General features: G+C 45.5%; 15 protein-coding genes. 7 read left to right on the forward strand and 8 right to left on the reverse strand.

Translation table 11 applies throughout. The annotated features are described in order from the left end of the window. The first annotated feature begins 35 nt into the window (after positions 1 to 35). Positions 36 to 632, forward strand: a complete 597-nt coding sequence (locus BN35_RS03475; protein ID WP_008123213.1) for an RNA polymerase sigma factor — start codon at positions 36 to 38, stop codon at positions 630 to 632. Positions 633 to 705: 73 nt separating this feature from the next. On the opposite strand, the gene rpe is transcribed toward BN35_RS03475, so the two are convergent. Further along, entirely contained in the window at positions 706 to 1,362 is a 657-nt protein-coding gene (gene rpe, locus BN35_RS03480; protein WP_025072779.1) for a ribulose-phosphate 3-epimerase, read from the reverse strand. Between the two features lie 14 nt (positions 1,363 to 1,376). Then, positions 1,377 to 1,502: a hypothetical protein gene (locus tag BN35_RS14045; protein WP_008123217.1), complete on the reverse strand. Its 126-nt coding sequence runs from the start codon at positions 1,500 to 1,502 to the stop codon at positions 1,377 to 1,379. A 345-nt stretch (positions 1,503 to 1,847) separates the two neighbouring features. Here BN35_RS14045 and BN35_RS03485 point away from each other — a divergent pair, with 345 nt between their 5' ends. The 4 genes from BN35_RS03485 (at position 1,848) to BN35_RS03500 (ending at position 5,188) form a co-directional block, all read left to right on the forward strand. Further along, positions 1,848 to 2,558 carry a phosphoribosylanthranilate isomerase gene (locus BN35_RS03485; protein WP_309546455.1) on the forward strand — a complete coding sequence of 237 codons (711 nt, stop codon included), beginning with the start codon at positions 1,848 to 1,850 and terminating at the stop codon, positions 2,556 to 2,558. 94 nt (positions 2,559 to 2,652) lie between these two features. Then, positions 2,653 to 3,267, forward strand: a complete 615-nt coding sequence (locus BN35_RS03490; protein WP_081411436.1) for a UpxY family transcription antiterminator — start codon at positions 2,653 to 2,655, stop codon at positions 3,265 to 3,267. 51 nt (positions 3,268 to 3,318) lie between these two features. Beyond that, positions 3,319 to 3,864, forward strand: a complete 546-nt coding sequence (locus tag BN35_RS03495; protein WP_081411435.1) for a nitroreductase family protein — start codon at positions 3,319 to 3,321, stop codon at positions 3,862 to 3,864. A gap of 130 nt (positions 3,865 to 3,994) precedes the next feature. Next, positions 3,995 to 5,188: an ROK family transcriptional regulator gene (locus tag BN35_RS03500; RefSeq protein WP_028901033.1), complete on the forward strand. Its 1,194-nt coding sequence runs from the start codon at positions 3,995 to 3,997 to the stop codon at positions 5,186 to 5,188. Positions 5,189 to 5,339: 151 nt separating this feature from the next. Here the strand turns inward: BN35_RS03500 and BN35_RS03505 are convergent, their stop codons facing one another. The 6 genes from BN35_RS03505 to BN35_RS03530 form a co-directional block, all read right to left on the reverse strand. Further along, complete coding sequence (locus tag BN35_RS03505) at positions 5,340 to 6,542, reverse strand: AGE family epimerase/isomerase (protein WP_025072776.1); 1,203 nt, start codon at positions 6,540 to 6,542, stop codon at positions 5,340 to 5,342. A gap of 24 nt (positions 6,543 to 6,566) precedes the next feature. Beyond that, entirely contained in the window at positions 6,567 to 7,484 is a 918-nt protein-coding gene (locus BN35_RS03510; RefSeq protein WP_025072775.1) for a dihydrodipicolinate synthase family protein, read from the reverse strand. A 90-nt stretch (positions 7,485 to 7,574) separates the two neighbouring features. Continuing rightward, positions 7,575 to 8,813, reverse strand: coding sequence for an MFS transporter (locus tag BN35_RS03515; RefSeq protein WP_025072774.1), 1,239 nt, complete (start codon positions 8,811 to 8,813; stop codon positions 7,575 to 7,577). 40 nt (positions 8,814 to 8,853) lie between these two features. Then, the gene (locus BN35_RS03520; RefSeq protein ID WP_028901032.1) at positions 8,854 to 9,948 is read right to left on the reverse strand and encodes a cyclically-permuted mutarotase family protein; all 1,095 of its coding nucleotides are present in this window, start codon (positions 9,946 to 9,948) and stop codon (positions 8,854 to 8,856) included. A 272-nt stretch (positions 9,949 to 10,220) separates the two neighbouring features. Further along, the gene (locus BN35_RS03525) at positions 10,221 to 11,846 is read right to left on the reverse strand and encodes a RagB/SusD family nutrient uptake outer membrane protein (protein WP_028901031.1); all 1,626 of its coding nucleotides are present in this window, start codon (positions 11,844 to 11,846) and stop codon (positions 10,221 to 10,223) included. A gap of 48 nt (positions 11,847 to 11,894) precedes the next feature. Continuing rightward, a complete protein-coding gene (locus BN35_RS03530) occupies positions 11,895 to 15,164 on the reverse strand; it encodes a SusC/RagA family TonB-linked outer membrane protein (RefSeq protein WP_025072771.1) in 3,270 nt (1,089 codons plus the stop codon). Between the two features lie 472 nt (positions 15,165 to 15,636). Here BN35_RS03530 and BN35_RS03535 point away from each other — a divergent pair, with 472 nt between their 5' ends. Both BN35_RS03535 and BN35_RS03540 read left to right on the forward strand, forming a co-directional pair. Beyond that, on the forward strand, positions 15,637 to 16,182 hold the full coding sequence (locus BN35_RS03535; RefSeq protein ID WP_025072770.1) for an RNA polymerase sigma-70 factor: 546 nt from the start codon (positions 15,637 to 15,639) through the stop codon (positions 16,180 to 16,182). Positions 16,183 to 16,229: 47 nt separating this feature from the next. After that, positions 16,230 to 17,231 carry a FecR family protein gene (locus tag BN35_RS03540; RefSeq protein WP_025072769.1) on the forward strand — a complete coding sequence of 334 codons (1,002 nt, stop codon included), beginning with the start codon at positions 16,230 to 16,232 and terminating at the stop codon, positions 17,229 to 17,231. Positions 17,232 to 17,438: the final 207 nt, after the last annotated feature.

The following is a 17,438-nucleotide window of genomic DNA, read 5'->3' on the forward strand; positions in this document are numbered from 1 at the left end:
AGAAACACATTTACTTAGAATCAAATTTTTAAGAAATGAGAAATTTAACCGAGCTGTCTGATGAAGAATTAGCGATGGCTTATATCAATGGGCAGTATGCTGCTTTCGATTTGTTATTGTCGCGCAATCAGTCCAAAATATTTTCCTACATCCTTTTTGTGGTTCGTGATCGTAGCATGGCAGATGACGTTTTTCAAGATACTTTTGTCAAGGTCATTACCAAGTTGCAGCAAGGAAAATACACAACGAGTGGGAAGTTCAGTGCATGGGTGATGCGTATCGCTCACAATGTGATTATGGACATTTATCGTGACCAAAAGTCTGAAAAGATTGTTGAGGCAACCGAAGACAACGATTTGTCTAACTTTGGCGATCAAGCACTGCTTGAGCAGGCCATAGAGGCTAAGTTTGTGAACGATCAGGTGCTGCAGGATGTAAAGAAGATGATGAACCTATTGCCTACCACACAGCGGGAAGTGGTGTATATGCGTTTTTATCAACAGCTTTCATTCAAGGAGATAGCCGAGACAACGAATGTAAGTATCAACACTGCCTTGGGACGTATGCGTTACGCACTGATTAACTTGCGTAAAATGGCTCAAGAGCATGACTTGATGCTCCAGTTGTTATAATCGGGCGAAAGGTAAAGAGTGTAGCGGTCACAACTTGTAGCTATGGTCAAAATGCCTTGCTCGCATCTTGCGCTTAGCATTGCTTTAGCCAGTGAATAGTAGCGATAGGGTCTTTCGCTTTGAATACATAACTGCCACTCACCAATACATCGGCACCCGCTTGAACTAATCGGGGAGCGGTATCTTCTTGCACACCACCATCTACTTCGATGAGGGCTTGAGCGCCCGACTCGTCGATAAGCTTTCGGAGGCGCTTTACTTTTGCAATGGTGTTCTCAATAAAGGCTTGTCCGCCAAAGCCTGGGTTCACACTCATGAGCAACACTAAATCAACATCGTTGATGATATCTTCTAATAGATGTACGGGTGTGGCAGGATTTAAGACCACCCCTGCTTTCATGCCAGCATCATGAATTTGCTGTATGGTTCGATGAAGATGCGTACACGCTTCGTATTGCACCGACATCAATGTAGCCCCCGCTTCGGCAGCTTGTTGAATGTATCGTTCTGGTTGAACAATCATAAAATGTACGTCGAGTGGTTTTTGACAGATTTTTGATACGGCGCGAATCACAGGGAACCCAAACGAAATATTGGGAACAAACACGCCATCCATGACATCCAAGTGTAGCCAGTCTGCATCACTTTGGTTAATCATGTCAATATCGGCTTGAAGGTTCGTAAAGTCAGCTGATAGCAGAGAGGGAGAAACGAGTGTGAGTTTTTTCATGTGACAGATAAAGATTAGTTAAGACAATAAGCAATGTGGTGATGCTGTGTCTTTGCGACACGGTACGTACGTGCCAACTGTTTGAGGAGTCGAAGTGTGGCTTCGGAGGGGTTGAGTTCTTCAGGAGTAAAATACGGCATAGGCTTCATTTGCTAAATTAATGTTTTGTATAAATACATAACGTGCGGGACATCACTTTATTATACAGTCAGGAAAAAATGTTTCCAAATCCTCTCACATTATTAAATATAGCAATCTTTGGTCTTAGATAGATGCAGAAAGACTCATTTTTTGCCCCCTTTTATCAAAAATATGATTTGAAAATCTCCATTATTCCAAATTTTATGCTTAATATTGCAGTGATAGTCTCTCTGAAGACCCAAGGATGAGGTTCACACCAACCGTGACAAGGAATGTTTTGAGACGGTGAGTGTGTTCTATTCATGGAAGTATTTTACAAGAAAAATAATTTACTGACGCAACCAATGGCAATGAAAATTAAAGTTTGTGGCATGCGTGATACTGATAACATTTGCGCTGTAGCCAAGTTAGATATAGATATAATGGGGTTTGTTTTTATTCCCGACTCTCCTCGTTATGTTCAGATGATTAGCAGTCATGCAGGAATCATTCCTGATTATAGTGAGCAAAAACTCGCAGAAGGGATGCAGACGAACCGTTCGGATGAGGTCTGCCACAGAATAAAGCGAGTGGGCGTCTTTGCAGATGACATGCCTCAAAATATTGTGACACGTGTTTACAACTATGATTTAGATTATGTTCAATTGAATGGGAGTGAAAGTCCTATCATGATAGATAATCTACTTCGAACCATCTGCCCAGACATTCGTCCCACATTGCAGATTATCAAAAAGATAGGAATCAATGGAATCGAAGATTTAGCAGTGTGCGAAGCTTACAAAGAAGTCGTTGATTTGTTTTTGTTTGATATCAAGCGTGAGGCGTCAGAGCAAGCTACTTTGGAAAAAATCAATGCCATGTTGAGTACATACAACGGTTCTATTCCTTTCTTGTTGAGTGGTGGAATGGGCTTCTTCAATGCCTCTTTGTTACAATCATTACATCACCCCCAACTGCAGGGCATTAATGTCAATGAAGAATTTGAGACACAGCCAGGTGTGAAAGACGTTGAAAAACTAAGGCTTTTTGTGGAACAAGTTAAGAAGAATAGCTAACGATAGCATCACTGTTAGAACCAACTAACAGGAAAAATGCTTGCCTCCTCTATCAAAAATTATTATCTTTGTGTTTCGAAGAACCCTACCAAGCATGGACAACCTCCAACAACATCATGACTCACATTTGTTACCTTCCTCAACGAATGATGAAGATATTATCCAAAAACAACTCGACGATGACCTACCTTGGTATGCCTTGCGACTTTTTACATTGAAAACACAGCAAGTGATTGACTATCTTGAAGAACACCAGTTGGATTATTTCATTCCTATGGAGTACGTCGATGTAGAGGATAGAAAGCATCGTGTGCAACAGAAGTTGCGCCCCGTTGTGCGAAATTTAATCTTCATCAAACGAACCATGTCCGAACTGTCAATTCGGAAAATATTGACAGATGCGCCATTCAAGGGCTCTGTTATCCGTAAAAGTAGAGAGGATAGGCAGTATTACGAGATTCCGTCACGACAAATGTTTGAATTTCAAGCAATGTGTAACCCAGAGATAGTGATGCGCCAATACCTTTCAGAAGCACAAGCCAAACTAAAGGTGGGTACGCCCGTATATGTTAAATATGGTCCCTTAAAAGGATTGAGTGGGCGACTGGTGCGGAGCAATAAAAAATATTTTTTGTTGAAAGAGATACCTGGGTTGGGTGTGATGCTCAAAGTGTCTCGTTGGTGTTGTCGACCCATGGTAAATGAATGAACAGCCACGTAACGACAATGGGAATAGCTTTTTATTGCAAAGAATGGACGGATGAAAAACAAACGAATTAACCAATATAAAATCATGACCGACTTTTTATCGCTTTGTAATGACCGTTATGCTGTGAGAAAATTCACGGATAATATGGTAAGTGAGGAAGATATTGCTTATCTAAAAGAAGCCATTCGCTTGGCACCGTCGGCAGCAAACCGACAGCCATGGAAATTTATCTTTGTTGTTTCGCAAGAAGCAAAAGAGAAACTCCGCCAATGTTATCATAGAGAGTGGTTTAAGACAGCTCCCATGTATGTTATTGCCATGAAGAATGAACAAGCTTGTTGGGTTCGAGAAGAGGATGGTAAGCAGCATGCGGATATTGATGTGGCGATAGCTACCGAGCATCTTTGCTTGGCAGCAACCGACCGAGGATTAGGAACTTGCTGGGTGTGTCATTACGACATCGAACTTGTCAAGAAGTATTTTCCCGTCAAAGACTTTGAGGCTGTTGCTCTTATCCCTGTCGGTTATATAGACATCTCGGTGAAACAGCCTGAAAAAGTAAGGAAATCAGCCGAAGAAATATTTCAAGAAATATAATAAAGAAGCATTATCTTTTGTTTTATGGCTGTGTGTGAAAGGCAACGAGAAGATGCGGACAGTCGTTAAATAGTTCTTCTTCACACAAGAAAACACGTCAAGATAAAAAACTTAATAGGAGCACATTTATATGAAATCTTTATTTGAAAACAAAAAAAGTAGCAAGAACAATCAGATTAAAAATCAAATTATTGAGTATTTTATAGTCAATGGTAATGCAACCAATGCCGACTTGGCAAAGGAGTTTAATTTGAGCGTTCCAACGATAGTGAAGATTGTCAATGAAATGTGTGATGAGGGTTTCGTGATTGAATATGGAAAGTTAGAGACAGAAGAAGGCAGGCATCCCAATCTTTATGGACTGAGCCCGGAGTCTGGATATTTCATAGGAGTGGACATCAATGCTACATGTGTGCATATCGGATTGATGAATTTTAGGGGAGACTTGATTGATTTGTTGACCGATAACAGTTATAAACACGAGAACACACCAGCAGCGTTGGAGCAGCTTTGTAGCATTATTTCTAATTATACTGACAAACTCAGTGTACCCAAAGAAAAGATATTTGATATTAATGTCAATATTTCAGGTCGTGTTAATCCTGATACTGGTTACAGTTATTCTGTTTTTAATTTTTCCGAAGCACCATTAGCAGACTTTTTGAGTCATCGCTTAGGCTTTAAGGTAACCATAGAAAACGACACAAGAGCCATGACGTATGGCGAATATCTCAAAGGATGTGCCCATGGAGAAAAGAACGTTTTGTACATCAACGTGAGTTGGGGCTTAGCGTTGGGGATGATTATCGATGGAAATTTGTACAAGGGTAAGTCAGGTTATGCTGGAGAATTTGGACACAATTTCTTTGTGAACAACGAAATTATCTGCCACTGTGGAAAGAAAGGTTGTTTGGAAACAGAAGTTTCAGGGCTTGCTTTTGAGCGAATAGTGAAAGAGCGTGTGAGTAATGGAGAATCGTCTAACATTCAACAAGACGACAAAGGAAACTTTAGTATGGAAGCCCTTATCGAGGCAACATGCAATGACGACACCCTATGTATCGAGGTTGTAGAAAGTATGGGACGCAAGTTGGGACAGTCCATAGCAGGTCTTATCAATATCTTTAATCCAGAGTTGGTGGTGATAGGTGGCACTTTATCTGTCACAGGGGATTATTTAATGCACGCTATCAAGTCGTCTGTATTAAAATATTCGCTCAATTTGATGAATCGTGATACCAAGTTAGTGCTTTCTAAACTGAAGGATAGAGCAGGTGTGATAGGTGTTTGTCTAATAGCAAGGAAGAGAATTCTTGAACTATAACATTGCTGTGTATAATTCTGTTCATGCTTTTTATTGAAGAAGTAGGAAGTTGAAGGGGTAGATGATTTGCCTAATGGCTGCATCAACTCTTGGATTCAATGAGCGATTATACGCCAATATTTATCTTTATCCTTCAACTTCCCACCTCTATCTATCGTGATTTACTCTCGTTCTCTTTTTCCATAATGTCCTTGCACAACAAATAACTCTTCATCATCATGCGTGGAATGTGGAACGGTCCTTTGAAGATATTACCTTTGGCAGGTTGAGCCACAGTGCCGTCTCGATGCAGATAGCCGTACCATTCACCGTATTCTTTGTCGGGGAAGTGGCGGTATGTCCACTCACTAATCATCTTGTGTTTCTCGATGTACTTCTCATCTCCTGTGGCTAAGTAGGCATACAGCGTTGCAATGATGGTTTCGGTCTGTGGCCACCAGAACTTCATATCCTGCGAATAGTCTTGTGGTGGGAAGTTCTTACAGTCGCGGAAATTGATGATGCCACCGTATTTCTCGTCCCATCCCCAATCCCACGACCAGTCAAGAATCTTTGTTCCCAAGTCAACTAAGTGTGAGTCCCAGTTGCGATAGCGTGCTTCTTCCAAGATAAACCACGATGTTTCGATGCAGTGTCCCGGGTTAATGACACGCCCGTTGAGTGTGTCAATCAACTCACCATTCAGTCCTACGGTTTCTAAGATGGCTTTGTATTCGGGATGTACGAAATACTTTTCCAGCTTTTCGAGCGACAAGTCTATTTGCTTTGTCAATTCTGGCGCATCAATAGCCTCTCGCAATCGTGAGGCTGTATTGATGAGAATCATCGTCAGCGAATGTCCTTGACATTTCATGGCGGGCAGGTATTTGGGTTCAAGTAGTCCGGGCGTGTTGGCATAATGTTGAATGGTGTGGAACACCTCTAATGCTTTTTCTGCATATTCTTGTTTGCCAGAAGCTATCGAATATTCGGACATAGCAATGGCGGCAAAGCACTCTGAGAACAAATAGCGACGCATACGTAGGGGTGTACCGTCAGCTGCCACCTCAAAATACATCCGCCCATCCTCGTTGGTGCAATGGTGAATGATGAAGTCAATGCAGCTCTTTGATGCTTCGAGCCATGCAGGATTCTTCTCAATATGGTTATAAGCATAGGCTGTTATAAAGCCAAACCGACCTTGAAACCATACCGATTTGGTGGTATCCATCAGCTTTCCGTCTCTATCCAGACAGGTGTACACACCTCCATGCTCTTTGTCAAGACCATTTGTCAGCCAAAACGGCAGGATATTATTCATTAAATCGCTGTGATAGCGTTCTTCCCATTGGGATATATAGTTTTTGATTTCCATTTCTGTGAATATTTTCTTTCAATATTAAAACTGGTTGCAACGATCGAAGAAGTTGATAGCTTCCAGTTCTTTTTTCATTTGTTGCTCTTCCTCGTTGGTCATATTCTGGAATGGAACACGATTAGGTCCCAAATCAAAACCTAAAAGTTTCATGATACGTTTGCCGCCTACAATGTTGCCACGGTATCGACAAATCACGTTGATGACTTCTTGTGAAAAGTTTTGTTTTTCGCGAGCTGTCTCAATATCCCCATTCTTCCACGCTTCGATAATGCCCACCAGTTCGCGCCCATTGTAGTTGGTAGTTCCACCAATACCACCCTGTGCACCGCCTTGTGCTAAACTGGGCAGTATCGTTTCGTCTTGTCCATGCAGCATATCGTATTTACCATTTTTGTACAGTCGGCATTGATTGTATTCGTATAAACTCTCGAATGTGTACTTGATACCAGCAAAATTGGAGATTCTTCCGTCCACAGCTTTCAGCAATTCCAGCATGGGAAGGAAAGCACCATTAAAGGCTGGTATGTGATAATAATAAAAAGGAAGGGCAGGAGCACTGTTTGCAATAGCTTCGCAGTATTTCACCAATTCTTCTATTCTGCCTATTTTAGGAAATGGAGGTGCCATGGAGCCAATCCCCCATGCCCCTATTTCTTGAGCATGTGCTGCCAATTTCTGACTCTCGCGCAGACAACAACTGCCAACATGCACAATGACTTTGAAGCCTTGTGGAGCTACTTTGAGCCAGCGTTCAGCTAATTGCATGCGTTCTTCGGTGGTGAGCATATAGCCTTCTCCAGACGATCCGTTGATAAATACGCCTTGCAATCCATTTTTTTGCAGCATGGCTGCATACTTTTCAATAGGTTCTAAGTTCAAGTCGCCATTCTCATGAAATGGTGTGAATGGTGCGTCAATTAATCCTAAAATCTTTTCCATTTCTTATATGTTGATGATTTTTATTTTGAATTTTGAGGAGATAAGCCCTGAAGAGCGCTCCCCGTTATTGCTTTCAAGTTTAGCCAACAACTATGATGCGTTATCTGTCGTTGGTTTTAGACATGCCAGTTGCAATATCAGTGCTATCACCACGATACCTCCTAAAATAGCAAAGCCTAATCCTAAGTTGCCGCCATCGCTCCATTTGCCCAACACTTGCGTCACCAAGGCGCCAGCAAACACGCCTACCATGTTCATGATACCATAGGCAGTGCCACGATGTTTGGTCGAAATAAACTGACAAAGAATGGGCATATTGTTGGCATCGAAGATACCGTAGCCCACACCAAAGCACAGACCTGCGCCAACAATGGCTACAATATGGTGTCCGAACCCAAGCAATATCAAGGCTGGTATCGTCATTCCCAGTCCGATGGCACTGGTGTAGATACGTCCTCGGATGTTTCTCTGTACCCATCGGTCGGACATAATACCTCCCACGATGACACCCACAAATGAAGAAACAGCTATGGTAATGGTACTCAAGGGTCCTGCACTCGACATATCAATGCCTAAATTGGTAGCAAAGAGCGTTGGTAGCCAGTTCTTTGTTGCCCATCCTGGTAAGCTCGGAACCGCAAAATAGAACAAGATAATCCAGAAAGCCCAATTGGACAGCACAATACTTAACCCCTTGAAAGGATTGATACTGGCTTTATTATGTGTCGTGGAAGAGGTCGACTGTGCGTGTGAGGGATTTTCGTAAAGGAAAATGAACAGCACGATTGAGTACGCAACTCCAATGATACCAAACCAATGGAATGCCGAATGCCATGTAAACATGGCTGCAATGGTAGCACCAAATCCACCTATGGCTTGTCCCGTGTACAAGCCCGTCATGTGGATGCCAATTGCCAAAGAGCGTGATTTTCCTTCATGCCAGTCGGCTATCAGTGACAGTGCGGAAGGGATGTAGAGCGCTTCACTAATGCCCATAAAGGCGCGCAACCAATATAGTTGTGTGAAATTTTCGGCATATCCCATAAGATAGGTCACGCCCGACCAAACAAACAGACTGCCTACCACCAGCCACTTACGGCTTACACGGTCGGCTATCATGCCTGCAAACGGACTTATCAATCCGTAAATCCACAGAAATACTGCCATCAGTGCACCGAATGCTTCTGCCTTGTTCAATTCTACAATATCTACTTTCATCGACTCTTGCATGGTCGAGAGCATCTGCCTATCCATGTAGTTGAGCAATGCTACCACCCATAGCAGTGCAACTACGAGCCACGGATGATATTTTTTTTCTTTCAGGTTCATTTTTTTTCTCTTCTCTTAGGTTTTAGTTCAAATGTAGCGGTTATAAGGGTAAACGGAAGCGGTATATCTCCGCAGTTCTGATTCCCGGTTTCAGTTCTCCACCTATTATATATATATGAGAGCCATCGAACACCAAAGATGCTCCAGCCCTCGCTGCAACTTCATGGCTTCCCAAAAGTGTCCACTTGCCATTCTTGTACAAGTTAATGTAGGGATTGAATCGATACCATGCTATAGGATGTTTCATATATCCAGGCATGGGACGGTTCACGGCAGCCTCGAAAACGTCTTTGTTCACACCGCCCAGAACAACAATACCTGCATCACCACAGTTCACGGCAGCTGCTCCTCCAAGATATATCTCTTCTTGCTGACATGTTCGTGGTCCTTCTACTGGTTTTGCTCCACTTTTGGTAAACTGGTATCCCTGTATTTGTAACTGGGCATCTTGTTTGTCTGTCTTGGAGGTGCATCCTCCCCACGCATAAAATGCACCGTCAGTGTGGCCACAGACAGGTTGTCCTAATACCTCACTTGTCAAAGGCGGAAGTATTTGCCAGCCTTTTTGCAAATCTTCAAGCTGAAGTTGTGCAATGTGTAAGCCGTCGTACACCATCACAGTAGAACAACCGAGGCTTCCTGCAAAGTTATCCAGTTTCCACGGGAGGGCAGGGTAGGCTTCCACGACAGCCTTCCCCTGTTCAATGGTTATCTTGAACACTTGATCAGATGAGCCTTCGGCATTACATCCACCCATGCAAAGCAAGCCATTGGGTAGGCTGACTGATACGCCATAAGCGCAAGGTTCGGGTAGCTTACCTATCAACTGCCAATCAAGTGAATCCGCAGTTGTGCTTATTTTAGCAGCGTAAATCCCCTGATAGAATTTCTTCTTGCCGCCATCAGCGGCAGGAACATCAGGAAAATTACACCCACCTGCCATGATGAGATAGTCGTCAACAATACCAGCAAAGCATGCCGAAACCCCTTTCTCTATCCCTTTCTCGCTTACTGGAAACCCTTTGATTCGTTCCATTTGAAGATGCCCAATGCTCTTTGCACCGGCATCATGATTACAGATACATGCCATGAAGATAAAAATTAGTAATTGATGAACAGGTCTTGTTATAGTCATTGCTTTTATTTTACGCACATTCTTTTTTCTTGCCAAACATGCTGTCCAGACTTAGGCAGGACAACAAATGGAGTGAATCGTCTGTAAATATACAAAATATTTTTTAAATCCACCTGAACGATTGTTCACCTCGTCATGATGTCGAGGTTCTTTATGATTGTGTTCGTCCTCATGATGAAAATGGACGTTGCGTGTTGAAAAGGGCACGGGAAGCGTGCAAACACCCGTGCCCAGCTGAAATCAATATGACAATTTGGCATGAATGCCGCCAATCACTTATACCCTTCCGTCTGCAAGACAGCAGGGTCGTTTGTCATTGTCCTTACGGAAACAGGCCACAAAACCTTGTAGCTCTCCGTCTCGCGAAGCAATGCCCCTTCGTCTTTCCCAGGTATGAACGGATAGTTCACCGTGCCGTCGAACACCAATGCCCTGCCATTTGCGTCGTGCATGCGCAGCAGGTTGAACCATCGCTTTCCCTCGAACACAAATTCCTTGTCAGCCTCGGCAAGGATGGCCTTCGTGTTTTTGTACTTGTCTTGACGGGTGTATGTAGGATAGTCGCTGCCATAGGCCCGTTCGCGTATCTGGTTGATGTAGGGGCTGGGGTCGTTGCCAAGGTCGTTCTCTATCTCTGCCATCAGCAGTAGTGCCTCGGCATACCGGAAGATAGGACCGTCGCAATCAAAGTAATGAGTTCCTTCTGCCACGTCATAATGGCCGGCGAACTTCTTGAGAAGGCTTCCGAAGTTAGCACCCGTCATGGGGTCTTTTTTGGAGCCCATCACAGCAAAGAATGTAGCGTCGCGCCTGCTGTCGTCCTTGTCAAACGACCGCCAGAAGCTTTCCTTGTATTGATAGCGTACGATGCCGTTGATTAGGGTGCTTGTGCCAAAGGGGTCGTTGTTTGACAGTGTCAGCGCGTTGCCCTCGCTGTCGAATGCAGCCGTGAAGAAGTTGGCTTGTGCGCACAGGTAACTGGCATTTGGCATATACGCTTTGTCCGTTGTGTTGAACGACACGGCAAGGATGTTCTCCTTGTTCTTCTGCTTGAAGTCTGTTCTGAATGCCTGGTAGAACTCCGGCATCAACTTGAACTTCCCGCTGTCGATTACCTTGCCAAGCGCAGCCTTTGCCGTTTGCAGGTCGGCGTTGCCGGTAGCCTTGCAATTGCCTGTCGATACTTTTGCCGCCCACGCATAGATGTTGGCTTTCAGCATGCAGGTGGCATATGCGCTCCATTCGTACGGGCTGGTGAAGGCGTCGTTTCCCAAGACTTTAAATTTCTCTTCAGAGGCATTGATGTCGTCTTTGATGAGTTTCATCACTTCAGCCGCGCTGGCACGAGGCCTGGACAAGGCGGCCGCCGATATTTTTCCTTTGGTGATGGCCACGTCTGTGACCAGTGGCACGCCTCCCCATGTACGGTAGAGGAAGAAATAGTAGTAAGCTCGTATGCCATAGGCCTGTGCCAGGTAAAGGTTTTTTTGGGCATCGGTCAGGAATGTGCATTCGGGAATCTGCTGCAGTGCCAGGTTGACGCGCACGATTTCACCGTAGAGTCCATCCCAGTTGTTGAAGAGCGCGTTGTCAGCTCTTAGGTCTTGCTTGATGATGGTTTGGTTGTACATCGACTCCCCAAACACCGACACGCCCGAGCCATCGTCGCCATCGCCCAGCAGGCCACCGCGCAGCTCGCCCATGGTGAAATGAATGCCATAGCTGCTGCGCAAGTATCTGTGCAGCCCTGTCATGTATCCGGAAACCTGTGGCTGGTCCTTCCAGAAGTTGCCGCTGGCAAAGAAGTCTTCCGGGGCTTGGTCCAGTGACTCGCAGCTGGTAAACATGGTCAGGAGCCCCATGAGGAGAAGCCCTGATATTTTATGTAGGTTTTTCATCGCTTTGTATTTTTAGAGTTGTTTTTTCTTGTTTTGTCATCACGGGAGTTAAAAGGTGAGGTTCAGTCCGAGCACCAGCATCCTAGGCAGTGGATAGCCTCCCCAGTTAGAGGCCACTTCGGGGGAGAACACATAGGGTGCCGCGCATAGGTAGCCCAGGTTTTGTCCTGTCACCGATACAGTGAGACTCTCTATGGACACCTTGCTCAGCCACTGCCTGGGCAGTGAGTACGAGAGGGTCAGCTCGCGGAACGACAGGTAGTCACCGTTGTACACGAACATGGAGTTGTAGCGGTCGTAGTTGCGTGCGTTCAGCTGGTCGGCCCAGATGTAGATGGGGTATTTTGCATTGGGGTTGTCTTCGGACCATGTGTCCTTCACGTTGGTCAGGGTGTTGTATGTACCCTGCATGTTGCCCATGATCCATGGCGTGCGGTAGTCGTAAGTCTTGAATCCCAGTGCGAAGTCAAGGCGGGCAGTCAGGGCCAGTCCTTTCCACGAGGCTGTGAGGGTGGTGCCGCCTGTCCACTTGGGTGTCATGTTCCCTACCTTCACCAGGTCGTAGTTGTCTATCACTCCGTCGCCGTTGACGTCTTTCCACTTGATGTCGCCAGGCATGATGGCAAGACCTCCGGCCGCCTTGCCTGTCGACTGGTATGCGGCTGGGCCGTAGAGGTATTTGTTGTTGCCTCCGTTGTTCGATGTCGACTTGTCTATCAGGTTGCCAGGTATCTCGTCGTAGGTCTTGTAGATGCCTTCGGCCTGGAACACCCACAGGTCGCCCGGCGTCTCGTTCTCGGCATAGCCGCCAACCCACATCTTCTTGTCTCCGTTGCCGGTATACACCTCGTATCCGCCCTGCCGGTTCTTGTCACGGCCGTTGTCGGGCAACTGCAGTATCTTGTTGGTGTTTCGTGCGATGTTGAACGCCCAGTCCACCTTCCAGTCAGCGGTGTTGAGGATGTGGCAGTTGGTCTCGAGCTCGACACCCCGGTTGCGAAGTTTTCCGTTGTTGGACGTGATGCTCGTGAAGCCAGACGATGCGGGGATTACGATGTTGGCATATTTGTCGGAGGTCACGCGGTCGTACCAGGTGATGTTTGCCTGTATCTTGTTGTTGAGGAATCCCAGGTCTAGTCCCAGCTCCAGCGTCCTCGACGTTTCCCACGTCAAGTAGGCCGTGGGGATGTTGTTCAGGTAATAGCTTGTCGTGCCGTGGTAGGTGTCCATGGCGTAGGCTCCCTGCACGGTGTAGTCGCCCACCCACGTGGAGTTTACGTTGCCGTTCTTTCCCCAGCTGGCGCGAACCTTTCCGAAACTCAGCCATCCGGCGGTCTTTTCCATGAATTTCTCGTGCGAGAACACCCAGCCCAGGGAGAGTCCTGGGAATGTTCCCCACCTGTTGTCTTTGCTCAACTTGGAGATGCCGTCACGCCTCACCGTGATTCCTGCCAGGTACTTGGCATCATAGTCGTAGTTGACGCGTGCGAAGTACGACTGTGTGATGAACTTGGAGTGCCCTGTGTCGACCATGCGCTTGCCCTCGTCGGTCACGGTGTATTCCAGGTCGCGGAAATAGTTGTTGGCTGGGTTGCTGCCGCTTGCCTGCAGGTCGAAGAGTTTTTGATGGAAGTACTCCCATCCCAGGAGCCCGCTGACGGTGTGCTTGCCAAGTGTCTTGTTGTAGTTGAGCAGCACGTTGTAGGTCTGTGTGAGGTGTTTTTCCGATTCAGCGAACGATTTGTGCCCCGTGGAGTAGCGTCCTGGCGAGCTCAGGTAGGTGTGGTAGAAGCTCTGCCCAGTATAGTATTGATAGTACCAGTCGCCCTTCAGGTCGAGGGTGAGCCCGTCCACGATGCTGAACCTGAAGTCTTGTGAGAAGGTGAACTTCTGCCTTGAGTAGTCTTGGTCGATGGCGTTCTCCAGGAACTTTTGGTTGCCGTCGCCCGAGTTCTTGCCCAGCAGCAACTCGCCCTTGTTGTTGTATGCGCGGAATGTCGGAGGATAGGAGAAGTTCCGGGAGAAGTAGTTCGCCTCGCCAGCAAACGGGGATATGCCCTGATACTTGGCCGTGGAGAAGTTGAAGCTCGAATAGCTTGTCAGCCACTTCTTTATCTTGTAGTCGGTGTTCAGCAAGAGCGAGAGCCTGCGGTTGTAGTTGTTGATGGCGTTGCCCTCGCTGTTGTTGTATCCCAGGCTGGTGTAGTAGTGTCCACGGTCGTTGCCCCCGCTGAAGTTGATGTTGTAGTCCTGCGAGAAGCTGGGGGTGTTGATGTTGAAGTCCTCCATGTGGTTGTTCACGTAGATCAGGGTCTTCTTTGTCACAGGGTCCGTCATGGTTCTCCAGCCCTTGCCGATGAGCTCCTTCTGTACGTCGGGCGCAAGAGCACCGTACTCGTAGACGCCCCAGATGCCTGCCGAGCTTTTGTTGCCGTCGGCCTCGTATTTGTTGCCTGTCCCGTAGGGCTGGTTGCCACTGAGCGAGCTCAGCGTGACCGTTCCCTTTTGCTTGGCGTAGAGGTAGGAGCGCCGCTGGTAGTACAGGTAGTCGCCAGCGTCGAGGAACTTGTATGGGTTGTTGAAGTAGTTCCATGACAGCTTTGAGCTGAAGCCTATTTTACCCTCACCGTCCTTGCCTTTCTTGGTGGTGATGAGGATGACGCCATTGTTGGCCCTGGAGCCGTAGATGGCTGTCGCGCCAGCGTCTTTCATCACCTCCATGGACTGTATGTCGTTGGGGTTGACGTCGGCCATCGAGCTGCGGATCATGCCGTCGACCACGACCAGCGGGGCCCCGCTGCCGTCGTAGTCGGTGCCGCCGCGCAGTACGATGGTGGGCGAGGCGTTGGGGTTGCCCGACCCTTGCACCACCTTCAGGCCGGCAACGGCACCCGAGAGTGCCTGCGAGGGGTTGGAGAACATGCCCGTGGTGAGACTCTCGTTCTTCACCTTGGCGATGGAGTTCGTCATCTTTGAGCGGATGATGGAGCCGCTGTAGCCGATGACGACGGTCTCGGAAAGCTCGTTGCTGATGTCCTGCATCTGGATGGTCAGCGGTTGGGCCGAGGTCACCGTGACGACCTTTTCGGAATAGCCGATATACGACACCTTGATGCTCACGGGCAGCTTTGCCACGGTGAGCCTAAATGCGCCATCCACATCGGTAACGGTACCATTCGAGGTGTTTTGCTCAACCACCGTTGCTCCTATGAGCGGTTCGTTTGTCCCTTCATCGAGCACTCTGCCATGGATGGCTGTCTGGGCCATCGCAGTGGTGCAGCTCATGAAGCAAACCATGAGAAACAATAACTTTTTCATATTTTTCGTATTAGTTCATTGATATTATAAAAGGATTTTAAGAATTCCCATTGGCTTTCTGTTGCAAATATATGAAAAGTTACGATAAGTTGCAATAGTTTTCGTAAAAATTTTATTAAATCAAACAAAGTACTGCATACAAATTTAAGAACGGGTGACGGTCACTGCCTGCTGTCGCTGGTAAAACACGAAAGAGCTATGCCCTTTTGGGGAACTCGAGAACAGGTGCAATTTTATTCTGAACTCAGGTATTTTAACATCGAAATCCTTGCAAAAGTCATCTGCAATACAAGAATTCTCTGTAATTTTATCTTTGATAATCATCGCTATTAAAATTTACAACTATTTGATAATCAGATATAATGGTACAAAAATATAGCGAGATTACTAACTTTTTCATCACATTCTTATTCCGAACTCAGGTTTTTTGAGTATTTTTGTACCAATTAACAAGTATTTGTGGGATTGTAGAATGCAACGAAACATCAGCATAGTTTATGATGCTTTATTCAGACAAATGTATGCCAAGCTGTTCTTTTACGCAAAAGGGTTGGTTGGTAGTGAGGATGATGCACAAGATGTTGTAGAGGATGTGTTCACTGACCTTTGGCAACGGCGTGACGACATTGAATTTGGCGACCAAATCTCTTCGTTCCTTTATCGTGCTGTCTATACCCGTTCAATCAATTTGCTTAAACGTAGAAAGATTTCTTCAGGCTACATTCAACAGTTGGATGATATCAGCAGTAAACTGTTAGAGACTCTTCAAAGTAATTTGAAGAATCCTATTCATACGCTTGAAAACAACGAATTAGGCAGTATGCTGGATGATGCCATTAATGAGTTGCCTATTCGATGCCGCGAGGTCTTCCGGATGAGTTATTTACAGGGACTTCACAACAATGATATTGCTGAATTAACGGGCACTTCAGTTCGTACAGTGGAAGCTCATATGTATCGTGCATTAAAATACTTGCGTCAAAAGTTATCAAATATCAGTAATTTTTATTCTGATTAAGTATATTTTATTGTGAGATTGTTATAAAGTAAAAGACAATTTTGCTAATGAGTGAACTGAATGAAAATATTATCATCCATTTTATTACCAGACAATGTTCTGAGGATGAACTAAAGCAGATTAATGAGTGGATGGCTGAAGACAAGCGTCATGCGCAATATCTGTTGCAGATGGAGCAAATCTATCAACATTTGCAAAGTCGTTCTATGCCTCAGTGGAAAGTAGAGGAAGCCTTGAAACGAGTGCATAACAATGCAGATGCTACCATGTCACATCAAGAATATCATCCTTTTTGGGAGAAATGGCGTCGATATGCAGCAGCGATAGTACTTTCCATATTGGCAGGAACGGCATTGCTGTGGTATAGCCATGCACAATGGTCAGGGGATGAAGAAACATACATAATGGCTCAAACCAATGGCTCTACCACCAAGCAGGTGTTGCTGCCAGACGGGAGTAAAGTATGGTTGAATCATCATTCCTCACTCAGATACCCAGAGCATTTTGAAGGAGATGTGCGTAAAGTGTTGCTGACGGGTGAAGGTTATTTTGAGGTTTCGAAAGATAGTACCAGACCTTTTATTGTTGAAAACGATGCTATGGCTGTGAAAGTCTTGGGTACAGTGTTTGATTTTAAGAACGATGCCACGAATATGCGTTCTGAAGTAAGTCTTCTGGAAGGTTCGGTAGAGGTGAAGAGCAATCTTTCTGCAGGACAGATGGTGCTGATTCCTGGGCAGAAAGCTCAACTTGACTATCAGACTGGGCACATGACCGTTTCAAATATAGATGATGGTGTTGACGCTGTATGGCACACCAATCTTATACCTTTTTCTAATGCTACAATCATAGAGATTGTCAACAAGCTTGAGAAAATCTATGGAGTACGTATGGAGATCGGTGCAAATGTAGATTTACGAAGCACATATTCTGGCAAAATCAAGCATAAACAAGATATTGACTCGGTGCTACATTTGTTGCAAAATACTTTGCCTATTACTTTCAAAAAGACAAGTGACGGTTCTTATTCTGTAAATACAGTGAATTAGTCTTTTTACTATTTTTGTCAATAAACGGCAAGGATTTAACACTACACTTTTATGTAATTTAGCTCGAATTACAGACCCATTCAAGCCACAATAAGCGTGTGTACAACACTTGTACATGCGTTTTTTATTCTAAATGCCTGGGTTAGTGGCAGAATCTCATTGAGCTTGGCGAGCAAAACAGTCTGTTTTGGACAACAAAATAGACTA

The organism is Hoylesella timonensis 4401737 = DSM 22865 = JCM 15640 (genome assembly GCF_000455445.1).
GTDB lineage: Bacteria > Bacteroidota > Bacteroidia > Bacteroidales > Bacteroidaceae > Prevotella > Prevotella timonensis.

Excerpts from the sequence above, each read along its gene's own strand:
- BN35_RS03475 (WP_008123213.1), top strand. The coding sequence starts at position 36 with ATGAGAAATTTAACCGAGCTGTCTGATGAAGAATTAGCGATGGCTTAT.
- rpe (WP_025072779.1), bottom strand. The coding sequence starts at position 1,362 with ATGAAAAAACTCACACTCGTTTCTCCCTCTCTGCTATCAGCTGACTTT.
- BN35_RS14045 (WP_008123217.1), bottom strand. The coding sequence starts at position 1,502 with ATGCCGTATTTTACTCCTGAAGAACTCAACCCCTCCGAAGCCACACTT.
- BN35_RS03485 (WP_309546455.1), top strand. The coding sequence starts at position 1,848 with ATGGCAATGAAAATTAAAGTTTGTGGCATGCGTGATACTGATAACATT.
- BN35_RS03490 (WP_081411436.1), top strand. The coding sequence starts at position 2,653 with ATGGACAACCTCCAACAACATCATGACTCACATTTGTTACCTTCCTCA.
- BN35_RS03495 (WP_081411435.1), top strand. The coding sequence starts at position 3,319 with ATGAAAAACAAACGAATTAACCAATATAAAATCATGACCGACTTTTTA.
- BN35_RS03500 (WP_028901033.1), top strand. The coding sequence starts at position 3,995 with ATGAAATCTTTATTTGAAAACAAAAAAAGTAGCAAGAACAATCAGATT.
- BN35_RS03505 (WP_025072776.1), bottom strand. The coding sequence starts at position 6,542 with ATGGAAATCAAAAACTATATATCCCAATGGGAAGAACGCTATCACAGC.
- BN35_RS03510 (WP_025072775.1), bottom strand. The coding sequence starts at position 7,484 with ATGGAAAAGATTTTAGGATTAATTGACGCACCATTCACACCATTTCAT.
- BN35_RS03515 (WP_025072774.1), bottom strand. The coding sequence starts at position 8,813 with ATGAACCTGAAAGAAAAAAAATATCATCCGTGGCTCGTAGTTGCACTG.
- BN35_RS03520 (WP_028901032.1), bottom strand. The coding sequence starts at position 9,948 with ATGACTATAACAAGACCTGTTCATCAATTACTAATTTTTATCTTCATG.
- BN35_RS03525 (WP_028901031.1), bottom strand. The coding sequence starts at position 11,846 with ATGAAAAACCTACATAAAATATCAGGGCTTCTCCTCATGGGGCTCCTG.
- BN35_RS03530 (WP_025072771.1), bottom strand. The coding sequence starts at position 15,164 with ATGAAAAAGTTATTGTTTCTCATGGTTTGCTTCATGAGCTGCACCACT.
- BN35_RS03535 (WP_025072770.1), top strand. The coding sequence starts at position 15,637 with ATGCAACGAAACATCAGCATAGTTTATGATGCTTTATTCAGACAAATG.
- BN35_RS03540 (WP_025072769.1), top strand. The coding sequence starts at position 16,230 with ATGAGTGAACTGAATGAAAATATTATCATCCATTTTATTACCAGACAA.